This window comes from Bradyrhizobium roseum, from assembly GCF_030413175.1.
GTDB lineage: Bacteria > Pseudomonadota > Alphaproteobacteria > Rhizobiales > Xanthobacteraceae > Bradyrhizobium > Bradyrhizobium roseum.
The window spans coordinates 2826746-2845393 of the sequence record NZ_CP129212.1 but is presented as its reverse complement, the minus strand read 5'-3'; the positions used below and the strand labels follow the sequence as shown (position 1 = coordinate 2845393).

16 protein-coding genes are annotated in these 18648 nt (G+C 64.5%); 4 read left to right on the top strand and 12 right to left on the bottom strand.

Features of this window, described 5'->3' with window-relative positions:
• Positions 1–4 precede the first annotated feature (4 nt).
• Positions 5–1474, bottom strand: a complete 1470-nt coding sequence (gene hydA / locus QUH67_RS13375) for a dihydropyrimidinase (RefSeq protein ID WP_300947157.1) — start codon at positions 1472–1474, stop codon at positions 5–7.
• Between the two features lie 162 nt (positions 1475–1636).
• Between hydA and QUH67_RS13370 the strand changes: the two genes are divergently transcribed.
• The gene (locus QUH67_RS13370; RefSeq protein WP_300947156.1) at positions 1637–2299 is read left to right on the top strand and encodes an aspartate/glutamate racemase family protein; all 663 of its coding nucleotides are present in this window, start codon (positions 1637–1639) and stop codon (positions 2297–2299) included.
• 101 nt (positions 2300–2400) lie between these two features.
• On the opposite strand, the gene QUH67_RS13365 is transcribed toward QUH67_RS13370, so the two are convergent.
• Entirely contained in the window at positions 2401–3333 is a 933-nt protein-coding gene (locus QUH67_RS13365) for an N-carbamoyl-D-amino-acid hydrolase (protein WP_300947155.1), read from the bottom strand.
• Positions 3334–3860: 527 nt separating this feature from the next.
• Here QUH67_RS13365 and QUH67_RS13360 point away from each other — a divergent pair.
• From QUH67_RS13360 to upp, 3 genes are read left to right on the top strand one after another with little or no spacing between them, the layout of a single operon-like run.
• Entirely contained in the window at positions 3861–5111 is a 1251-nt protein-coding gene (locus QUH67_RS13360) for a GTP cyclohydrolase II (protein ID WP_300947154.1), read from the top strand.
• A gap of 7 nt (positions 5112–5118) precedes the next feature.
• The gene (locus tag QUH67_RS13355) at positions 5119–6351 is read left to right on the top strand and encodes a URC4/urg3 family protein (RefSeq protein WP_300947153.1); all 1233 of its coding nucleotides are present in this window, start codon (positions 5119–5121) and stop codon (positions 6349–6351) included.
• A 15-nt stretch (positions 6352–6366) separates the two neighbouring features.
• Positions 6367–6996 carry a uracil phosphoribosyltransferase gene (upp, locus tag QUH67_RS13350; protein ID WP_300947152.1) on the top strand — a complete coding sequence of 210 codons (630 nt, stop codon included), beginning with the start codon at positions 6367–6369 and terminating at the stop codon, positions 6994–6996.
• 22 nt (positions 6997–7018) lie between these two features.
• Here the strand turns inward: upp and QUH67_RS13345 are convergent, their stop codons facing one another.
• The 10 genes from QUH67_RS13345 to QUH67_RS13300 form a co-directional block, all read right to left on the bottom strand.
• The gene (locus QUH67_RS13345) at positions 7019–8017 is read right to left on the bottom strand and encodes an ABC transporter ATP-binding protein (RefSeq protein WP_300947151.1); all 999 of its coding nucleotides are present in this window, start codon (positions 8015–8017) and stop codon (positions 7019–7021) included.
• Complete coding sequence (locus tag QUH67_RS13340; protein ID WP_300947150.1) at positions 8014–9003, bottom strand: ABC transporter ATP-binding protein; 990 nt, start codon at positions 9001–9003, stop codon at positions 8014–8016. The genes QUH67_RS13345 and QUH67_RS13340 overlap by 4 nt, the downstream gene beginning before the upstream one ends.
• Positions 9003–9854 carry an ABC transporter permease gene (locus QUH67_RS13335; RefSeq protein ID WP_407080457.1) on the bottom strand — a complete coding sequence of 284 codons (852 nt, stop codon included), beginning with the start codon at positions 9852–9854 and terminating at the stop codon, positions 9003–9005. The genes QUH67_RS13340 and QUH67_RS13335 overlap by 1 nt, the downstream gene beginning before the upstream one ends.
• 68 nt (positions 9855–9922) lie before the next feature.
• Positions 9923–10864 (bottom strand): ABC transporter permease, encoded by a 942-nt coding sequence (locus QUH67_RS13330; protein WP_300947149.1) that lies wholly within the window; start codon positions 10862–10864, stop codon positions 9923–9925.
• A gap of 15 nt (positions 10865–10879) precedes the next feature.
• On the bottom strand, positions 10880–12484 hold the full coding sequence (locus QUH67_RS13325) for an ABC transporter substrate-binding protein (RefSeq protein ID WP_300947148.1): 1605 nt from the start codon (positions 12482–12484) through the stop codon (positions 10880–10882).
• Between the two features lie 232 nt (positions 12485–12716).
• The gene (locus QUH67_RS13320; protein ID WP_300947147.1) at positions 12717–13886 is read right to left on the bottom strand and encodes an amidohydrolase/deacetylase family metallohydrolase; all 1170 of its coding nucleotides are present in this window, start codon (positions 13884–13886) and stop codon (positions 12717–12719) included.
• A 75-nt stretch (positions 13887–13961) separates the two neighbouring features.
• Positions 13962–15335, bottom strand: a complete 1374-nt coding sequence (locus tag QUH67_RS13315; protein WP_300947146.1) for an amidohydrolase family protein — start codon at positions 15333–15335, stop codon at positions 13962–13964.
• Positions 15332–16915, bottom strand: coding sequence for an ABC transporter substrate-binding protein (locus tag QUH67_RS13310; RefSeq protein ID WP_300947145.1), 1584 nt, complete (start codon positions 16913–16915; stop codon positions 15332–15334). The genes QUH67_RS13315 and QUH67_RS13310 overlap by 4 nt, the downstream gene beginning before the upstream one ends.
• 34 nt (positions 16916–16949) lie before the next feature.
• Positions 16950–17834, bottom strand: coding sequence for a polysaccharide deacetylase family protein (locus QUH67_RS13305; protein ID WP_300947144.1), 885 nt, complete (start codon positions 17832–17834; stop codon positions 16950–16952).
• A complete protein-coding gene (locus tag QUH67_RS13300) occupies positions 17821–18636 on the bottom strand; it encodes an ABC transporter substrate-binding protein (protein WP_300947143.1) in 816 nt (271 codons plus the stop codon). The genes QUH67_RS13305 and QUH67_RS13300 overlap by 14 nt, the downstream gene beginning before the upstream one ends.
• Between the last annotated feature and the right edge of the window lie 12 nt (positions 18637–18648).

The following is an 18648-nucleotide window of genomic DNA, read 5'->3' as shown; positions in this document are numbered from 1 at the left end:
TCGATCACAGCAGAGTCGCGCCAAAGTTCTGCTCGGGGTTCATGTCCGGCACCAGCCGCCCGGTCGGCTTCGCCGCCTCGCCGCCGCTGCGCGGCAGGAAGCGGCCCGTGCCTGCCTCGACCGAACGCTTGCCGTCCGCCACGATGACGCGCCCGCGCGACAGCACGGTCGTCGGCCAACCCTGCAGTTTGCGCCCGGCAAACGGCGTGTAGCCCGTCAGGTCATGCATCATCGCGTCGCTCAGCGTGACCTCGCGCGCCGGGTCCCAGATCGCGATATCGGCATCCGCGCCGACCGCAATCGAGCCCTTGCGCGGATGCAGGTTGTAGATCTTGGCCGGCGCGGTCGCGGTCAGTTCGACGAATTTTTCGAGACCCAATCGGCCCTTCGATACCATGGCGTCGAACAGCAACGGCAGGCGGACCTCAAGGCCCGGCAGACCGTTCGCCACCTGCTTGAAATTCGGATTGGGGCCGGCACGCAGCTTGCCGGTCTCGTCAAACCGGTACGGCGCATGATCGGACGAAACGGTCTGCAGATCGCCGAGCGCCAGCGCCTGCCACAGCGCTTCCTGATCGGCGGTGGTGCGCGGCGGCGGGCTGCACATCCATTTGGCGCCTTCATTTCCCGGTTTGTCGAGATCGGCGGCGGTGAGGAACAGATATTGCGGGCAGGTTTCCGCAAACACTTTCAGCCCCTGCCCGCGCGCGTCGCGGATCACCTTGGCGCCTTCGGCGGTCGAGACGTGAAAAATCATGATCGGCTGGTCGATCAGCGCGGCCATGCCGATCAGCCGGTTGAACGCCTCGGCCTCGGAGAAGCGGGCATGGCTGACGGCGTGATACTTTGGCGCGGTGTAGCCGCGCGCCAACAGCCGCTTCACCATCCAGGCGATGATGCCGTGATTTTCGGCGTGGGCACAGAGCATCGCACCGCCGTCGCGCGCGGCAAGCAGAATGTCGAGCAGCGGTTCGTCGTCGATCTTCAGACGATCATAGGTCATGAATATCTTGATCGAACCGTGGCCCTGCTTGATCAGCTCAGGCAGATCTTTTTCCAGCGTCTCCTTGGTCGGATCGGCAATGATCATGTGGAAGGCGTAATCGATCACCGCGCCCTTTTTTGCGAGCGCATGATACTCCTCCAGCACCTGCGGCAGCTTCATGCCGACATGCTGGGCCGCAAACGGGATCACCGTGGTGGTGCCGCCGAAAGCGGCCGAGACGGTGGCGCTCTCGAACGTATCGGCGTTCACGATGCCTGCGGCCGAGAGCTGTTCGATATGGGCATGGCTGTCGACGCCGCCGGGCAGAACCAGCTTGCCCCGCGCGTCGATCTCGCGCCGCGCGCCCGGCAGCCCGCGGCCGACGGCCACGATCGTCTCGCCCGATATGGCGACATCGGCCTCGAACACGTCGCTCACGGTCGCGACACGTCCGCCGCGGATGACAAGGTCGTAGACGGGCTCGGTCATGGCAAACTCTCCGGTATCAATTCTAAACTCTTAGATCCTGCGCTGGCCGGATGAAAGCACAGATCGTGCCGTCCCCCGCTCGTGGTGCATTGCCTTCTTTGTCGCCTTGTTGCGCGACGCTCTTGCTGTATCATCCGTCGCGTCGCCCCGCAGGAACACACCATGTCACGACCGCGCATCCTCGTCATCAATCCCAACTCCAACCATCTCGTTACCCAAGGGCTGGAGCAGGCCCTGAAGCCGCTCGACTTCGACGGCGGACCGGAGATCGTTTGCGAGACGCTGGCGGAAGGTCCTTTCGGAATCGAGAGCCAGGCCGACGTCGATGGCGTGGCGATGCCGCTGCGCCGCCTCGTCGAGGGCGACAACCAGTCGGCCGCTTTCGTGATTGCCTGCTACAGCGATCCGGGCCTGCATGTCTGCCGCGAAGCCACTGACCGGCCGGTATTCGGCATCGCCGAATGTGGCGTGCTGACGGCGCTGGCGCGCGCCGAGACCTTTGGCGTGATTGCGATCGCGCAGCGCTCGATCCGCCGTCACGTCCGCTATCTCCGGCAGATGGGCCTGACGGATCGCCTGACCAATGAGCGGCCGCTCAACATGAGCGTGGCTGAAACTGCATCGGGCGAAGGAACGCTGGCGAAGATGATCGAGGTCGGGCGCGCTCTCAAGGACGAGGACGGGTCCGGCGCCATAGTGATGGGCTGCGCCGGCATGGCGCGTCACCGCCATCAGCTGGAACAAGCGCTCGGCATTCCCGTGATCGACCCGACCCAGGCGGCCGTGACCATGGCGTTCGGCACGGTGCAGTTCGGACATCACTAGATTTTTATCTTGACGCGTTTTCTTCACGCGAACCGGTATCCACCCCGGATCAAGTCCGGGGCAGGCTTTCGCTCGAAAACGCTCCAAGCAGCGCGGGACATCTAGTTCTCCGGCGGCAGCACGACGCCTGTCTGGTTGGCGATCAGGCCGTAATGCTCGATGCGGCGATGGAGCGCGAAATTGAAGATCGTCTCCTTGCCGAACGTCGTGGCATCGAGATCGCAGGGGTGGACGAGAAGCTCGTCCTCCTCCGTCCTGGCCTCGACGACGATCTCACCATCGGGATCGACGATCAGGCTGCCGCCGATCAGGGGATGTCCGTCCTCAACGCCGGCCTTCGCAACGCTGACGACCCAGGTCGAGTTCTGATAGGCGCCGGCCTGTGCGGAAAGCCGGTTATGAAACAGCCGCTTTTCCGCCCCCTCCTCGGTCTTCTCGGCATTGATCGATGGCGTGTTGTAGCCGATCAAGACCATCTCGACGCCTTGCAGGCCCATCACGCGATAAGTCTCCGGCCAACGCCGGTCGTTGCAGACGGCCATGCCGAAAATACCGCCGAGCGCGCGCCAGACCTTGAAGCCGAGATCGCCCGGTTCGAAGTAGCGCTTCTCCAGATGCTGGAACGCGCGCTTGGTATCGAACTCGGCGTGGCCGGGCAGATGAACCTTGCGGTACTTGCCGACGATCTTTGCGGACTTGTCGGTGAGGATGCAGGTGTTGAAATGATGTCCGTCCGGCGTCAGCTCGGCATAGCCGAAATTCATCGCGATCTGATGCTGCGCGGCGCGTTCGAACAACGGTCTTGTCGCCGCATTCGGCATCTCGCGTTCGAACCAGGTATCGACTTCGGCCTGATCCTCCATGTACCAGCGCGGAAAGAACGTGGTGAGCGCGAGCTCGGGATAGACGATCAGGTCGGCGCCCTTTGCCTTCGCTTCATCCATCAGCGCGATCATGCGCTTGACGACGGCCTCACGGCTCTCGGCTTTCTGGATCGGGCCCAGCTGGGCGGCGGCTACGTTGATGACGCGCATAAATAACTTCCTGAATGCTGCCATATCGGGCAGCGTTTGCATGCAAATGAAGCAGTTTTCGGAGCCCGGAGTCCGATCTGGTTCAAGCGGCGTGAGCCGCAGTTAAAGTTTTGGTTTGTGCCGAGTCAATTCAGGAAACGCCTCGTGCACTGCACTTCAGTCCTGCGTCCCGATCGCTCGCAACCCGCCGTCGTCCGTTCTGGTCTTGCGACGATTGCATCTTGAATGAGCCCGCAAGCCGTGGTGCCGGTCACGCAATCGGCACGCGATCGAGCGCTTCAAGCAGGACGCCGGCGAGGATTCCATATCTTGTTTTCGGTCGACGACCGCAGCGCAGCGAGCATCTGCAGGGTACGTGTCCGCGCCCAAAGCGTTAACGCCCACCTAACGGTCGCCGGATCGAGGGCGTTGAATTCCGCCGAAAAATGATTATACTACTCTCTCAGCTGCAACCGCTGCTGATATTAACGTTGGTGTGACAGGCCCGTCTATTCAGGCGGGCCGTTGCCGTTTCAGGGTTCGTGGCGATGACTCGTTCCAATCGGATTGATCATATTCGCATTACGTCGCACCCGGCGCCGGGCGCGAAGCTCAAATTTCCCATTAGCTGGGGCGCAGCCAGCGCGCGCGAACGCGGACCTGTCATCGGTACCGTGTCGCGCCCGGGAGACCGCAACGTCATCGGCACGCACGGCGGCTCCTACTCGGTCTATCGCGCGCTGGCCGTCTCTTCCGGTGCGCTCGATCCCGTCCGCCGCCCGGACCTCACCAACACCCACCCGGCCGAAACGATCGGTCCCTTTCCGCAATGGACCGAGCCGCAGCGTATCGTCTCGCTCGATCCATGGGGCCACCTCGCCGCGGAAAACTTTGCAAGCGAGATCGCCGAAGGTATCGACATCCGTCCGAGCATCGCCATCACGCGCGCCCGGCTCGATCTGCCCGAGCTGCAGGCCGCGATCGAAGCCGGCCGGCTCAAGCAGGATGGCGAGGTCGTGCACAAGAATGGCAGCGTCTCCGTGGTCAAGATTGCGATCGACCCGGTCTGGCACCTGCCCGGCCTCGCGGCGCGCTTCGCCACCACCGAGAATAATCTGCGCCGGCAGCTGTTCGAGCAGACCGCCGGCATGTTTCCGGAGTTGGTGACCCGGCCCGACCTGCAGGTGTTTCTGCCGCCGATCGGCGGCACCACGGCCTATCTGTTCGGCGACGTCAGCAAGCTGCCGGATCATTCCACGAAGATCACCTGCCGCGTGCATGACGAATGCAACGGCTCCGACGTGTTCGGGTCCGATATCTGCACCTGCCGCCCCTATCTGATCCACGGTATCGAGGAATGCGCGCGCGCCGGCCAGAGCGGCGGGCTCGGCATCATCATCTACAATCGCAAGGAAGGCCGCGCGCTCGGCGAGGTCACGAAATTCCTCGTTTATAACGCCCGCAAGCGCCAGGAAGGTGGCGATGCGGCGGCGCAATATTTCGAGCGCACCGAATGCGTCGCCGGCGTGCAGGATGCCCGCTTCCAGCAGCTGATGCCCGATGTGGTGCATTGGCTCGGCCTGAAGCGGATCGACCGTTTCATTTCCATGAGCGACATGAAGCACGACGCGCTGACCGGCCAGGGAATCGACATCGTCGAGCGCGTGCCGATCCCCGACGACATGATCCCGGCCGACGCACATGTGGAGATCGCGGCGAAAAAGGCCGCGGGTTACTACACGCCTGACCCGCAGGAAGACCCGGAAAACCCGGTCGGCCGCCCGCTCGAAAAATATTGAGCGCGCCGTGGCAGTCAATCCGGAGACCTCAGCCGCCGTGTCGCTGCTGAATGCCGCCGCCGTCCGCGAGCGCGCGCACCGCATGCTCGCCATCGGCCTTGAAGACAGGCTGCCCAGTTTTCGTATCGATCTCGGCCGCATGGATGATGTGGTCGAACTGGTGCTGGAAACGACGCGCACCGCCTACCCGTCGTTCGACGTTCCCTTTCATTCGCGCTGGCGGCACTTCGTCATCGATGGCGACGACCGCTGGGCGGCCGTCGCCGGCTGGCCCGACCGTGCCGCCCGCGCCAGGGCGGAATTCGATCTCGCCATCGTCAGCGTGTTCCTCGATGCCGGCGCCGGCCCATCGTGGCGCTACCGCGATCCCGCCACGGGCTTGGCCATCGGTCGCTCGGAAGGATTGGGGCTGGCGAGCCTGGCGATGTTCACAAGCGGCGCCTTCTCGGCCGCGTCATCCGAGCCATTGCGGGCCGATGCCGACAAGCTGGCGAATTTGGATGTCGTCGATCTCGCACGCGGCATGCAGGTGAGGGATGACAATCCGCTGGTCGGGCTGGATGGCCGCGCCGACCTGTTGCGCCGCCTCGGCCAACTCGTGACCTCGAAGCCGGACATCTTCGGCAGTCATGACAACCCGCGGCCCGGCGGCCTGTACGACCGGCTGGCAATGCGGGCGGACGGCGGCAAGCTGCCCGCACCGACGATCCTGGCAGAACTGCTGCAGCAACTTGGGCCGATCTGGCCGTCGCGGCTGACGCTCGGCGGTATCGCACTCGGCGACTGCTGGCGGCATCCGGCGATGACGACCGCCGATGCCACCAGCGGCCTGGTACCGCTGCACAAGCTCTCGCAATGGCTCGCCTATTCGCTGATCGAACCGCTGCAGCGGTCCGGGATCGACGTGACCGACATCGATGGCCTCACCGGCCTCGCCGAATACCGCAACGGCGGACTGTTCGTCGATACCGGCGTGCTGACGTGTCGCGACGCGGCCGATGCGGAGCGAGAGCATCAGGTATCGTCGCCGCTTGTCGTGGAATGGCGGGCGCTGACGGTGGCGCTGCTCGATCGCGTCGCGGATGGCGTGCGGCAGCGGCTGGGACGCGATGCCACCTCGATGCCGCTGGCAAAGATTCTCGAGGGCGGCACATGGGCCGCGGGCCGGCGGCTGGCCCGCGAACGCCGCGCGGATGCGTCGCCCCCGATCAAGGTCATCAGCGACGGGACGGTTTTCTAGATCGAGGTCAGAAGCATGGAAGGCGTTACGATCGTCAGTCATCCGCTGGTGCAGCACAAGCTGACGCTGCTGCGGAACAAGGACATTTCGACAAAATCATTCCGCGAGCTCCTCAAGGAAATCGGAATGCTGCTCTGCTACGAGGTCACCCGCGACCTGCCGCTGGCCGATATCGAAATCGACACACCGCTGGCGCACATGAAGTCGTCGCAGATCGCGGGCAAGAAACTGGTATTCGCGCCGGTGCTGCGTGCCGGCGTCACCTTTGCGGAAGGCATGCTCGACCTGGTGCCGACCGCGCGCATCGCCCATATCGGCCTCTACCGTGAGCCGGAGACGTTCACCGCCGTCGAATACTTCTTCAAGGCGCCGAGCGACCTGCACGAGCGGCTGGTGATCGTGATCTCGCCGGTGCTGGCCACCGGAAACTCCGCCGTGGCCGCGATCGACCGGCTGAAGGAACGCGGTGCGAACGATATCCGGCTGGTCTGCCTGATCGGCGCGCCCGAAGGCATCGAGCGGACGCGCGGCATTCACCCCGACGTTCCGATCTGGCTCGCGGCGATCGACGAGGGGCTGGACGACAACGGCTACATCGTGCCGGGCCTCGGCGATGCCGGCGATCGCGCCTACGGCACGAAGTAGGCTCGACAGCGTCGCAGAAAACTCAGTGCGAAGGTCCTGGCCGTTCCGGCAGCGCCTTGAGATGACACGCCACCCACTGCCCGTCTTCGGTCGACCGCAGTTCCGGCTCCTCGGTCCGGCAGCGATCGAACACGTAGGGGCATCGGGTGTGGAAGCGGCAGCCGCTCGGCGGACTGATCGGGCTCGGCACGTCGCCCTTGAGGATGATCGGATTTCGAATCGCGCCGGGCTCCGGCACCGGCACGGCTGACAGCAGCGCGCGGGTGTAAGGATGCTGCGGCGCCGCAAAGATCTGCCGCCTGGGCGCCAACTCGACGATCTTGCCGAGATACATCACCGCCACACGGTGCGTCATGTGCTCGACGATCGCCAGATCGTGGCTGATGAACAGCAGCGCGAGACCGAACTCCCGCTGCAGGTCCTGCAGCAGATTGACGATCTGCGCCTTGACCGACACGTCGAGCGCCGAAACCGCCTCGTCGCAGACGATCAGTTCGGGTTCGGCGGCAAGCGCCCGGGCGATGCCGATGCGCTGGCGCTGGCCGCCTGAAAATTCGTGCGGCCGGCGGCCCAGCGCGTCGCGCGGCAGCCGCACGGTGTCCATCAGCGCCGCCACCTTCTTTTCCAGTTCGGCGGAAGATTTGGCGAGGCCGAAATTGCGGATCGGCTCGGCCAAAATATCGCGGACGCGCATGCGCGGGTTGAGGCTGGAAAACGGATCCTGGAACACCACCTGGACGCGGCGGCGCATGCTGCGCAAGCTCCCGGGCGAAAGATCGTCGATCCGCTGGCCGTCCAGCACGACCTGGCCGGAGGTGATGTCGAACAGCCGCAGGATGGCCCGGCCGACCGTCGACTTGCCGCAGCCGGACTCGCCGACGAGCGACAGCGTCTCGCCGCGCGCGACCTCAAAGGACACGCCGTCCACCGCATAGACCCATTTCGATTGACGGCTGAACAGCCCGCCAGAGACCGGAAAATGCTTCTTGAGGTCGTTGACCTGGAGCAGTGGCGCGTTCATGCCGCGACCGCCTGCTTGAGGGCGTAATGACAGGCGGCGATATGGCGCGGCCCCTTCTCTTCCAGGCCCGGCGCAAACTGCCGGCAGACATCGGTCGCCAGCGCACAGCGCCCGGCAAAGACGCAGCCCTCGATCCGCCCCTTCAGGCTCGGCACCTGCCCGGGGATCTCGGCGAGCCGCCGCGCCGCGCCCGTGAGCGAGGAGCCGAGTTTCGGCACCGCGCCGAGCAGGCCCTGCGTATAGGGATGGCGGGGCGAGCGGAACAGTTCGGCCACCGGCGCCTCCTCGACCTTGCGGCCGGCATACATCACCATGACGCGCTCGGCGATCTCGGCAACCACGCCGAGATCATGGGTAATCAGAACGATCGCTGCGCCGACGCGGCGCTTGAGGTCCAGCATCAGTTGCAGGATCTGCGCCTGGATCGTGACGTCGAGCGCGGTGGTGGGTTCATCCGCGATCAGAAGCTTTGGATTGCAGGCCAGCGCCATGGCGATCATCACGCGCTGGCGCATGCCCCCCGAGAGCTGATGCGGATATTCGCGCACCCGCCGCACCGGCTCGGGAATGCCGACCAGGGTCAGCATCTCGATGGCGCGCGCCTCGGCCGCCTGCTTGTCCAGCCCCTGATGCATCCGCAGCGTCTCGCCGATCTGGCGGCCGACCGTCAGCACCGGATTGAGGCTGGTCATCGGCTCCTGGAAGATCATCGAAATATCGTTGCCGCGAATGGCGCGCATCTCGCGTTCGGACAGTTGCAGCAGATCCCTGCCCTGAAAGCGAATCGAGCCCGCGATCTTGCCCGGCGGCTCGGGTATCAGCCGCATCAGCGACATCGAGGTGACCGACTTGCCGCAGCCGGACTCACCGACGATGGCCAGCGTCTCGCCCTCATTGACATGGAAGGAGACGCCGTCGACCGCCCGGTTGATGCCCTCGGGGGTACGAAAATGGGTCTGCAGATTGTCGACTTCGAGCAGTGCCATCAGAGACTCTTCGCCATTCGCGGATCGAGCGCATCGCGCAGGCCGTCGCCCAGCAGGTTGACGGCGAGCACGGTGACGGAGAGGAACGCGGCGGGAAAGAACACGATATACGGTTTGACCTGCCACAGCGCCCTGCCCTCAGCCATGATGTTGCCCCAGGACGGAATGGTCGGCGGCGTGCCGGCGCCGATGAAGGACAGAATCGACTCCACGATCATCGCGCTGGCGCAGATATAGGTGGCCTGCACCAGCATCGGCGCCAGCGTGTTGGGCAGGATGTGGCGCAGGATCACCATCGGTGTTCGCGTGCCGGAGGCCGTGGCGGCGTCCACATACGGCTGTTCGCGCAGCGACAGCACGACGCTGCGCACCAGCCGGGAGACGCGCGGGATTTCGGCGATAGTAATCGCGAGAATCACGTTGCCGACGCTCGCCCGAGTCAGCGCCATCAGCGCGACGGCCAGCAAAATCGGCGGGATCGACATCAACCCGTCCATGAACCGCATCAGAATACTGTCGGCCCATCGCACAAACCCCGACACCAGTCCGATGGCGAGACCGGCCAGCGAGGCCAGGATGGCCACCGAGAGGCCCACGGTGAGCGAGACCCGCGCCCCGTACAGCACGCGCGAATAGACGTCGCGGCCGAGGATGTCGGTGCCGAACCAGTAGTCCGCGGAGGGCAACCTTGTCCGTTTGGCAGGCGATATCGTGGTCGGGTCGACGGTCCCGAGCCAGGGCGCGAAAATCCCGATCAGGACAAGACACAGCAGCAAGGCGCCGCCGATCGCCACCGTCGGATGATTGCGCAGGAATCCAAGCACACCGCGCCGGATCGCCACCGGCACCATCAGGTCCGGCAGTTGCGGCGCGATGACGAGGCCCGGCGGCAGCGGCGCCGTGCTGGAGGCAGAGATACTCAATAGCGGATCCTCGGATCGACCAAGGTGTAGGTGACGTCAACCATCAGGTTGACGAGCACGTAGAGGAAGCTGAACAGCAGCACGATGCCTTGAATGACCGGATAATCGCGCCGCAGGATGGCGTCGATCGTCAGCCGGCCAAGGCCCGGAATCGCGAACACGCTTTCGGTCACCACCGCGCCGCCGATCAACAGCGCGATGCCGATGCCGATCACGGTGACGATCGGCACCGCGGCGTTCTTCAGCGCATGGATGAACAGGATGTCGCGCTGCCCGAGCCCCTTGGCGCGGGCGGTGCGGACATAGTCCTGCTGCAGCACCTCGAGCATGGAAGCGCGGGTAATGCGCGCGATCAGCGCGATATAGACGCTGCCGAGCGCGAGCGCGGGCAGAATAAGGTTCTGCAGCCACGGCCATACGCCTGATTTCAACGGCGTATAGCCCTGCACCGGCAGCCATTCGAACTGCAGCGCAAAGATATAGGCCAGCACATAGCCGACCACGAAAACGGGCAGCGAGAAAGCGAACACGGCGAACGCCATGATGCTGCGGTCGACCCAGCTTCCCGCCTTCCACGCCGCCACTACGCCAAGCGGGACCGCGACCAGAATGGTCAACACCAGCGTGATCGCCATCAGCGACAATGTCGGCTCAAGCCGCTGCACGATCATCGCCGAGACCGGCAGGTTGGTGAAGATCGAGGTGCCGAGATCGCCGTGCAGGATATTCCAGACCCAGGACCCGAACTGGATCAGAAACGGCCGGTCGAGCCCGAGGCCCTGCCGAATGCGCTCGACATCGGCGGGGCTCGCCTGGTCGCCGGCGATCACCGCGGCCGGATCGCCGGGCGCGATGTAAAGCAGGCTGAACACGAACAGCGCGACGATCCCCATCACGGGGAGCGTCGAGAGAATTCGCCGAAAAATATACGAGAGCATGGGGTCAATGCACCGTCATGCGGATTTCGACACGCCCCAGAAGAACGGCAGCGGCCCCTTCGCGATGCCGGAGACGTTCTTGCGCCACGCGGTATAGCTCAGGAAGAAGCCGGTCGGCGCATAGACCACGTCGTCGAGCGCCGCCTTGTTGAGGCGCTTGACCGCGGTCTTCTCCTCCTCGAGATTCTTGGCCTCGAACCACGACAGCACTTCCTTTTCCACGGGCTCGCTGGTGGGCCAGCCGAACCACGCCTTGTCGCCATTGGCGCGGATGGCGTTGTAGGCGGCGGGATTGATGCAGTCCGCGCCGGCGTGCCAAGTGTGGAACATGCCCCAGCCGCCCTGCCCGGGCGGCGTTTTCTGCGCCCGGCGGGAACCAACCGTGCCCCAGTCGGTCGCGACGAAGTCGACATTCATGCCGATCTGCTTCAGCAAGTCGGCGGTGACATCGCCCTGCGCCTTGGTGATCGGCTGGTCCTGCGCCACCACGCAAGTCACCGGCTGGCCCGCATAGCCGCTCTCGGCCAAAAGCTTCTTGGCCATCGCAAGATCGCGCTTGCCTTTCAGTATTTCGCCGCCCTCTTCGGTGTACAGCGGCGTACCCGGCGTGAAGAAGCCCGGCAGCGTCTTCCACAGCGCGGTATCGTCGCCGACCAGCGCGCGCATGTAATCTTCCTGGTTCAGTGCGGCGAGCACCGCACGCCGTACCTTGACGTTGTTGAATGGCGGATGCAGGTGATTCATCCGGAACGAACCGATGTTGCCGAGCGGGTCGGCGATATCGACCTCAATGTTTTTGTTCTTCTTGAGCGACGGCACCAGATCGGTGATCGGGCTCTCCCACCAATCGACCTCGCCGTTCTGAAGGGCTGCCGCGGCCGTCGCCGGATCCGGGATCACCACCCATTCGATGCGGTCGACCAGCATCTGCTTGCCGCCGGCAAGCCATGATGATTTTTCCTGCCGCGGCACGTAGTCCGCAAATTTCTCGAACACCGCCTTGGCGCCGGGCACCCATTCGCCCTTGGCGAATTTCATCGGGCCCGAGCCGATATATTCGGGAATCTGCTTGAACGGATCGGTCTGCGCGATGCGCTCCGGCATGATGAAGGCGCAGGGCGTGCTGTTCTTGCCCAACGCCAGCAGCATCTTCGGATAAGGCGCCTTCAGCGCCCATTTGAAGGTTTTGTCGTCGACGGCGGTCAGCTCGTTCTGGATCGCCTTGAGCATCAGGCCCATCGGGTCACGCGACGACCATCGCGTCAGGCTCGCGACCACGTCCTTGGCCAGCACGGGCGTGCCGTCATGAAACTTCAGCCCGGATCTCAGCTTGAAGGTCCAGACCAGACCGTCATCCGATACTTGTTCCGATTCGACCATCTGTCGTTGCGGCTGCAATGTGGCGTCGAGGCCATAAAGCGTATCCCACACCAGCGCCGCCGCGTTGCGCACGACATATTGGGTGCCCCAGATCGGATCGAAATTCGCGAGATTGGCCTGCGGTACGAATTTCAGCGTGCGCGCCGCAGCCCCTTGGGAGAGCGCCGGCATCGACAAGCCGCCCGTCGCCGCCAGGGTGCCTACCCCGGCCAATCCCTTCAACACAGTCCTGCGATCCATCAAGCTCTCCCAGTCGTGGTTTGTCACGGCGATTCCGGCCAGTTCGATGGCCGAAGGTTCGACGCCGCGTGAGGTGAAGCGGCCAGTCAAACCGATGCCTATCAGTTCATTTTTCTTGCAAGCGGTATGCCAGCAGGGCCTCGTCGCGCCGCGGCAAATTCCCGGCTCGCCCTGCCGAAAGCAGGTCCGGGCGATCACATTTTCGCGGGATCACATCCATTCGCGGCCTGCCTCACCTGCCGAGCGACTTGAATTTCGGCGATTGTTTCGGGTGCCACCAGGCGCCGCCAATGACGACGCCCTCGGACACAATCTTGCGGTCGCCGGTCAGATGCTCGCCGACGACGTCGGTATAGTCGAACTGGCCTTGCTGGACCGAGATGAGCGTGGCATCTCCCGCGCTTCCCGGCTTGAGGCTGCCGAGTTCGGGACGCCGCAGCGCCATCGCTGCATTGACCGTCGAAGCCGCGACCACATCAGGGAGCGGCATGCCCATGCATAGAAACTTGGACATGGTCGTTACCTGATCGAAGGCCGGCCCGTCGATGCACAGGGCATGGACATCCGAGGAAATGGTGTCGGGATAGAAGCCGTTGGCCAGCATCGCGCGCGCGGTCTTGAAGGCGAATGAGCCTTTGCCGTGGCCGATGTCGAACAACACGCCGCGTTCGCGTGCTTCCAGCACCGCCCTCTTCACCGTGCCCTGGGCGGTCGCGGGCGTGTTGGGAAATGGCCGGAATGCATGCGTGAGCACGTCGCCCGGCCGCAGGCGCGCGAGCACCTCCTCGTAGCTCGGCGGCGGGTGGTCGATATGCGCCATCAAAGGCATGCCGACCTGCTCGGCGACCTCGAGCGCGATGTCGAGCGGCGCGATCCCCGAAGTGCCCGAAGCGTGGAGACCGACCCGCACCTTGATGCCGACGATGAGGTCGCGGTTGGCCTCTGCCACCGCGACCGCATCGATCGGGTTCATCAGCCGCATCTCCTCGCTCTCGCCGACCATGACCCGATGCGAGAAGCCGTAGATGCCGGCGTGGGAGACGTGCAGATAAGCCAGAATGCGGACCTGGCTCGGCTCGATGACGTGCTTGCGGAAGCCCGCGAAATTACCCGGGCCGGCGCTGCCGGTATCGACCGCCGTGGTGACGCCGGAGGTGCGGCAGAACTCCTCGGCGTCGATGCCGAGCGACGTGCCGCCCCAATAGACGTGGGTGTGCAGATCGATCAGGCCAGGCGTGACGATGTAGCCCGACACGTCGCGCAGGTCGGTTACCGTATCGGCCTTGAGTTCGTTTCCGACCATGGCCACCTTGCCGCCGGCAAAGGCGACATCCGTCACCGCATCGAGCTTCTGGGATGGGTCGATCACCCGGCCACCGCGCAGGATCAAATCGAAAGGCATCGTGATCTCCAGAAGTGAGAGAGGCCGCGCGAGGGCGCCTCGTCCATCCACAAAGGCTCGTGCACCGATGAGCCGTCAACCGTTGAAGGCCGCCTGGGCTTCCGGCAGATCCCAGATCTTGCCGATTGCCGCTGACGCCGCCGACGTGATCGCCGCCTCGTCGCCGCGAACGTACCGGCCGGCATCAATCAGCACACGCCCGTCGACGATGACCTGGTCGATGTTGGCACGGTTGCCGAGCGCGACCAGCCCGCGCCGTGGATCGAACAGCGGCTGCAGATGGGGATGGGTCAGGTCGACGACGGTGAGATCGGCGGTCGCGCCCGGCGTGATCACGCCGAGATCCGGCCGCTTGACGACATCAGCCGCGGTCGCCGTGACCGACTCGATCAGCTCAGGTGCGTTGGCGACATCCGCGCGCGCGGATGCAATCTTCGAGATCATCGAAGCCGCGTTGAGTTCGCCGAGCAGGTCCATGTTGTAGCCGTCGGTTCCGACCACCGTCCGGACACCGTGCTCCGCAAAGCGGCCGAATGCGGCGGTTAAGCCCGAGCGGGCGAACACGCGCGGGCAGTTCAGCACCGTGGCGCCCCTTGCCGCCATCAGCTTCAAATCGCCATCGGTGCTCGCGATGCAGTGCGCGGCCATCAGATCGGGCGCCAGAAGGCCGAGCCAGTCGAGAAATTCGGCCGGCGTGCGCCCGCCGTGACGGCTTCCGATCGTCGCGACTTCGGCCTGGCTTTGCGCGAGGTGGGTGGTGATGGGAATGTCGAGTTCGCGTGCGCGGGCCGCGCACGCCCGCAGCAGATCCGGACCGCATGTATCGGTCGCGTGCGGGCTCATCGCCAGGCCAATCCGGCCGTCGCCGCGTCCATTCCAGCGCTGATAGAGCGCGTTCCAGGTGTCCATATCGGCCTGGCCATCGTCGCCCGCGTAATGCACCACGCCGTCTGGACCGGCCTTGGCGTCCGAGGTCGAAAACAGATACGGCGCGCCGTAGAAGCGGATGCCCATTTCCTCGGCCGCGTCGAACATCTCAGGGATGGTGTTGCGGAACGGCTCCATCACCGTGGTCGCGCCGCCCTTCAGCAACTGCAGAATCCCGAGCCGCGCGATGGCGAGCCGCTCCGACGGCGACAGCAGCTCGGCGCCCCGCTTGGTCAGCGGCAGCAGCACCGTATAGACGATGCTCTGATTGTTCTTCCGACCATTGCCGTCCTCGGTATGGGTCCGGGCGACGGCTTCGCTGAAGCAGTGGTTGTGCAGGTTCAGCAGTCCGGGCAGGACGAAACGGCCCGGCCTGTCGAATATCTCGGCAGCAGCCGGCCGGTCGCGGGTGACGGCGGCGATCCGCCTGCCCTCCAGCAATACCCAGTGATCGCGCAACACCTCCTGCGCGCCATCCTTGCGCGACAACACGTAGCTGCCGAAGATCGCGATCGTGCTCATGCCGGCCTCACATTCCAGAATACCGCCGTGCCGTCGAGAATGCCGGTAATGTTCGAGCGGTACGCGGTGGGTTGCTTGTACTGACCGATCGGGAAATAGGGAATTTCCTCGAACGACAGCGCCTGGATGTCGCGGCAGATGCGCTGCTGCTCCGCGAGGCTGGCGGCCGCGAGCCACTGGCTACGCAACGCTCCCATCTTCTCGCTCTTGTACCAGCCGGCCACTTTGCTGTCGCCGCGCAGGTTCGAATTGCCGGCCGGATTCAGCCAGTCGATGCCCTGCCAGTTGCCGACGCCGGCGCTCCAGCCGCCCTGCGCGACCGGATCCTTTTTCAACTGCCGCTGCAGCAGCACGCCGAAATCCATCCCGGCATATTCGACGTTCATGCCGGCCTGCTGCAGCATGTCGGCCGCGACGTCGCCGAGCGGCTTTTGCGCAAGCGAGTTGGTGGGGACGAGCAGCACCACCTTCTCGCCATTGTAACCGGCGGCTTTCAGATCGGCCTTGACTTTCGCCATGTCGCGCGGCCCGCGGAACACATTGAGGCCGACATCGCTCGCCATCGGCGTACCCGGCGCAAAGAAGCCGATCGGCGCGGTTTGATGGGCCGGATCGTCGCCTGCGACCGCGGTCATGAAGGCGGACTGGTCGATCGCCCCTAGCAGCGCCCGGCGAATGGCGGGATTGTCGAACGGCGGCTGCAGATGGTTGACGCGCATCATGCAGGTGTAGCCGCGTGGATCGAGGATCCGCGTGGTGATGCCGCCGGTACGCTTCAGCACCGGCAGCAGATCGTGCGGCGTCGTTTCCTGCCAATCCTGCTCGCGCGTTTGCAGCGCAGCCACGCCCGTCGCGGCATCCGGCATCGTGGTCCAGACCACGCGGTCGTAATGAACGATCTTGGGGCCGGCGGTCCAGTCAGGCTTGCCGTCCTGGCGCGGCTGATAGCGATCAAAACGCGCATAGACATTGCGCGCGCCCTGCACGCGCTCGTCCGCCACGAAGCGGAAGGGACCGCTGCCCACGACCTCGGTCAGCGGCTTGAACGGATCCTGGCTCGCCAGCCGCTCGGGCATCATGAAGGCCGCCTGGATCGCGGCCTTGCCGAGCGCCGCCGGAAGCAGCGGGAACGGCCTGCTCAACCGAAAACGGATAGTGCGGTCATCCGGCGCCGACAGTTCGTCCGTCGCGGCCATCAGCTCGGCGCCGAACCCGTCGCGGGCCGCCCAGCGGCGAATGCTCGCGACGCAATCGCGCGCCAGCACGCGCTCTCCGTCGTGCCACAGCAGGCCCTCGCGCAGCGTCAGGTCCCACTGCCGTCCCTCGTTCGACACCACATGCCCGGACACCATCTGAGGCGAGACTTCGAGCGCCGAATTCATCCCGTAGAGCGTATCGTAGACCATGAAGCCATGGTTTCGGGAAACCTGCGCGGTCGAGTAGATCGGATCGAGAAAGGTCAGGTCGATCACCGGCATAAAGCGCAGCGTGGTTTGCGACTGCGCCCGCAGCTTGCCCGGCAGCGCCAACGCCGGCGTTGCGGCGGCGGCCTTTAGCAGTGAACGACGGGAAAAGAACATCGATGACTCCTGGGATATTGGTCGGTCGCGGGTCTCAGAGGTTGGCCGCCTCGTGACTTTTAAAGTTCGCCGCGATCGCCTCTCCGGTCGTGATCCACAGATCGGGGCAGGATTTGGCGTAGGTGAGAAATTCCCGCAGCAGCCGGAGCCGCATCGGACGGCCGCTGCATTGCGGGTGCAGCACGGTCGTGACCATCGCGCCCCAATCCCTGACCTCGTCGAGCTCATCCTTCCAGATCGAGAGCACGTGCTCCTTCGGGAAGATCGGCCGCGGGCTGAACCGGGCGGAGAGACCGTGCATCCAGTCGTCGTAGCTCGCCGTTACCGGCAGCTCGATCGTACCGGGCCTGCCATCCGCGAGACGATGGCGATAAGGCCGCACGTCGTCGCGAAAGGACGAGGTGTACGCGATGCCATGGCGCACCAACGCCACGCGCAGTTCCTCGGTGAACTCGCCATAAGGCGCCCGGTAGCCGGTCGGCCTGACACCGAGCCGGCGCTTCAGCGCCTCAAAACCGCGCTCGAGTTCCTCCTCGATCCATGGATCGCCCGGATCCGGCAGCAGATGGTGATAGCCATGATGGCCGATCTCGTGGCCCGCCTTGAGAATGGCCTCTGCCATCGCGGGATGGGCATCGACCGACCAGCCGGTGACGAAGAATGTCGCCTTCAGATCAAGCTGATCGAGCAACTCAAGCAGCTTCGGCGTCCCGACGCGCGCCTCGTAGCCGCCATAGCTCATGGTGATGAGCCGCTGGGCGTGGGCTGCATCCTTGCTGGTCCATGCGCTCTCGGCGTCCACATCGAAAGACAGGAACATCGCAGATGTATAGGGCTTGGGCCACGGATAGTCCGGAGCCGGCGGCGCGGTGTTGGCGGGAATGAGCGGAATGCTCGCGAGCGCTTTACTGTCCAGCATTGATGGTCGCCTTCTCCACGCCGTAGTCGGTCAATTTCCACTTCGCCAGCAACGCACGATAGGTGCCGTCCGCGATCAACGAATTCAGGGCCTCCACGAACGCCTGCTGGAGTGCCTTCTCTTTGATGTTCACAGCAAGCCCGGTGAACTGGACGGCGAACACATCGCCGACCGGAACATAAGTGTTGGGCTCGAGGTCCATGATGTAGGGAAGCGTTTCGCCGCCCTGGACGGCCGCGTCGATCCGTCCCTGCCTGAGTTGGGTCCGGGCATCGGCCGAGCCCTCCGTGCCGACGAATTGAATCGGGTTGCCGCCGCAATGGGCATCGCTCCAGGTAGCGATCAGCTTCGGAAACGAGGTGCGCCGGCTGGCGCCGACCTTTTTCCCGCAAAATGCCGCCATGTCCTTGAACTCGGCGGCGCGCGATTGCTGCACAAAAAATCGAGGACCGTTGCGCAGGTAGTCGACAAAGGTTGCCGTGTCCTGCCGGCTCGCCATGTCCGTCATGCCGGACAGGATCGCGTCCACCCTCCCGGTCGAAATCGCAGGCATCATCTGGTCGAAACTGGTTTGCTGCCAGTCGATCTTGATGCCGAGCTTCTTGCTGAGCGCCTCGCCGAGTTCGACGTCGAAGCCGGTCAGCGTGTTGGTCGCGGGATCGCGGAATTCCAGCGGCGGATAGTTCGGTACGATGGCAACCTTGATGCTGCCCTGCCTGGCGATTTCCGGAGGCAGTTCGATCGCCATGACCGGAGCAAGAACGGCGCAAGTAAGCGCGGCAGCGAGAACCCATTGCATCATCACATCAGCCCC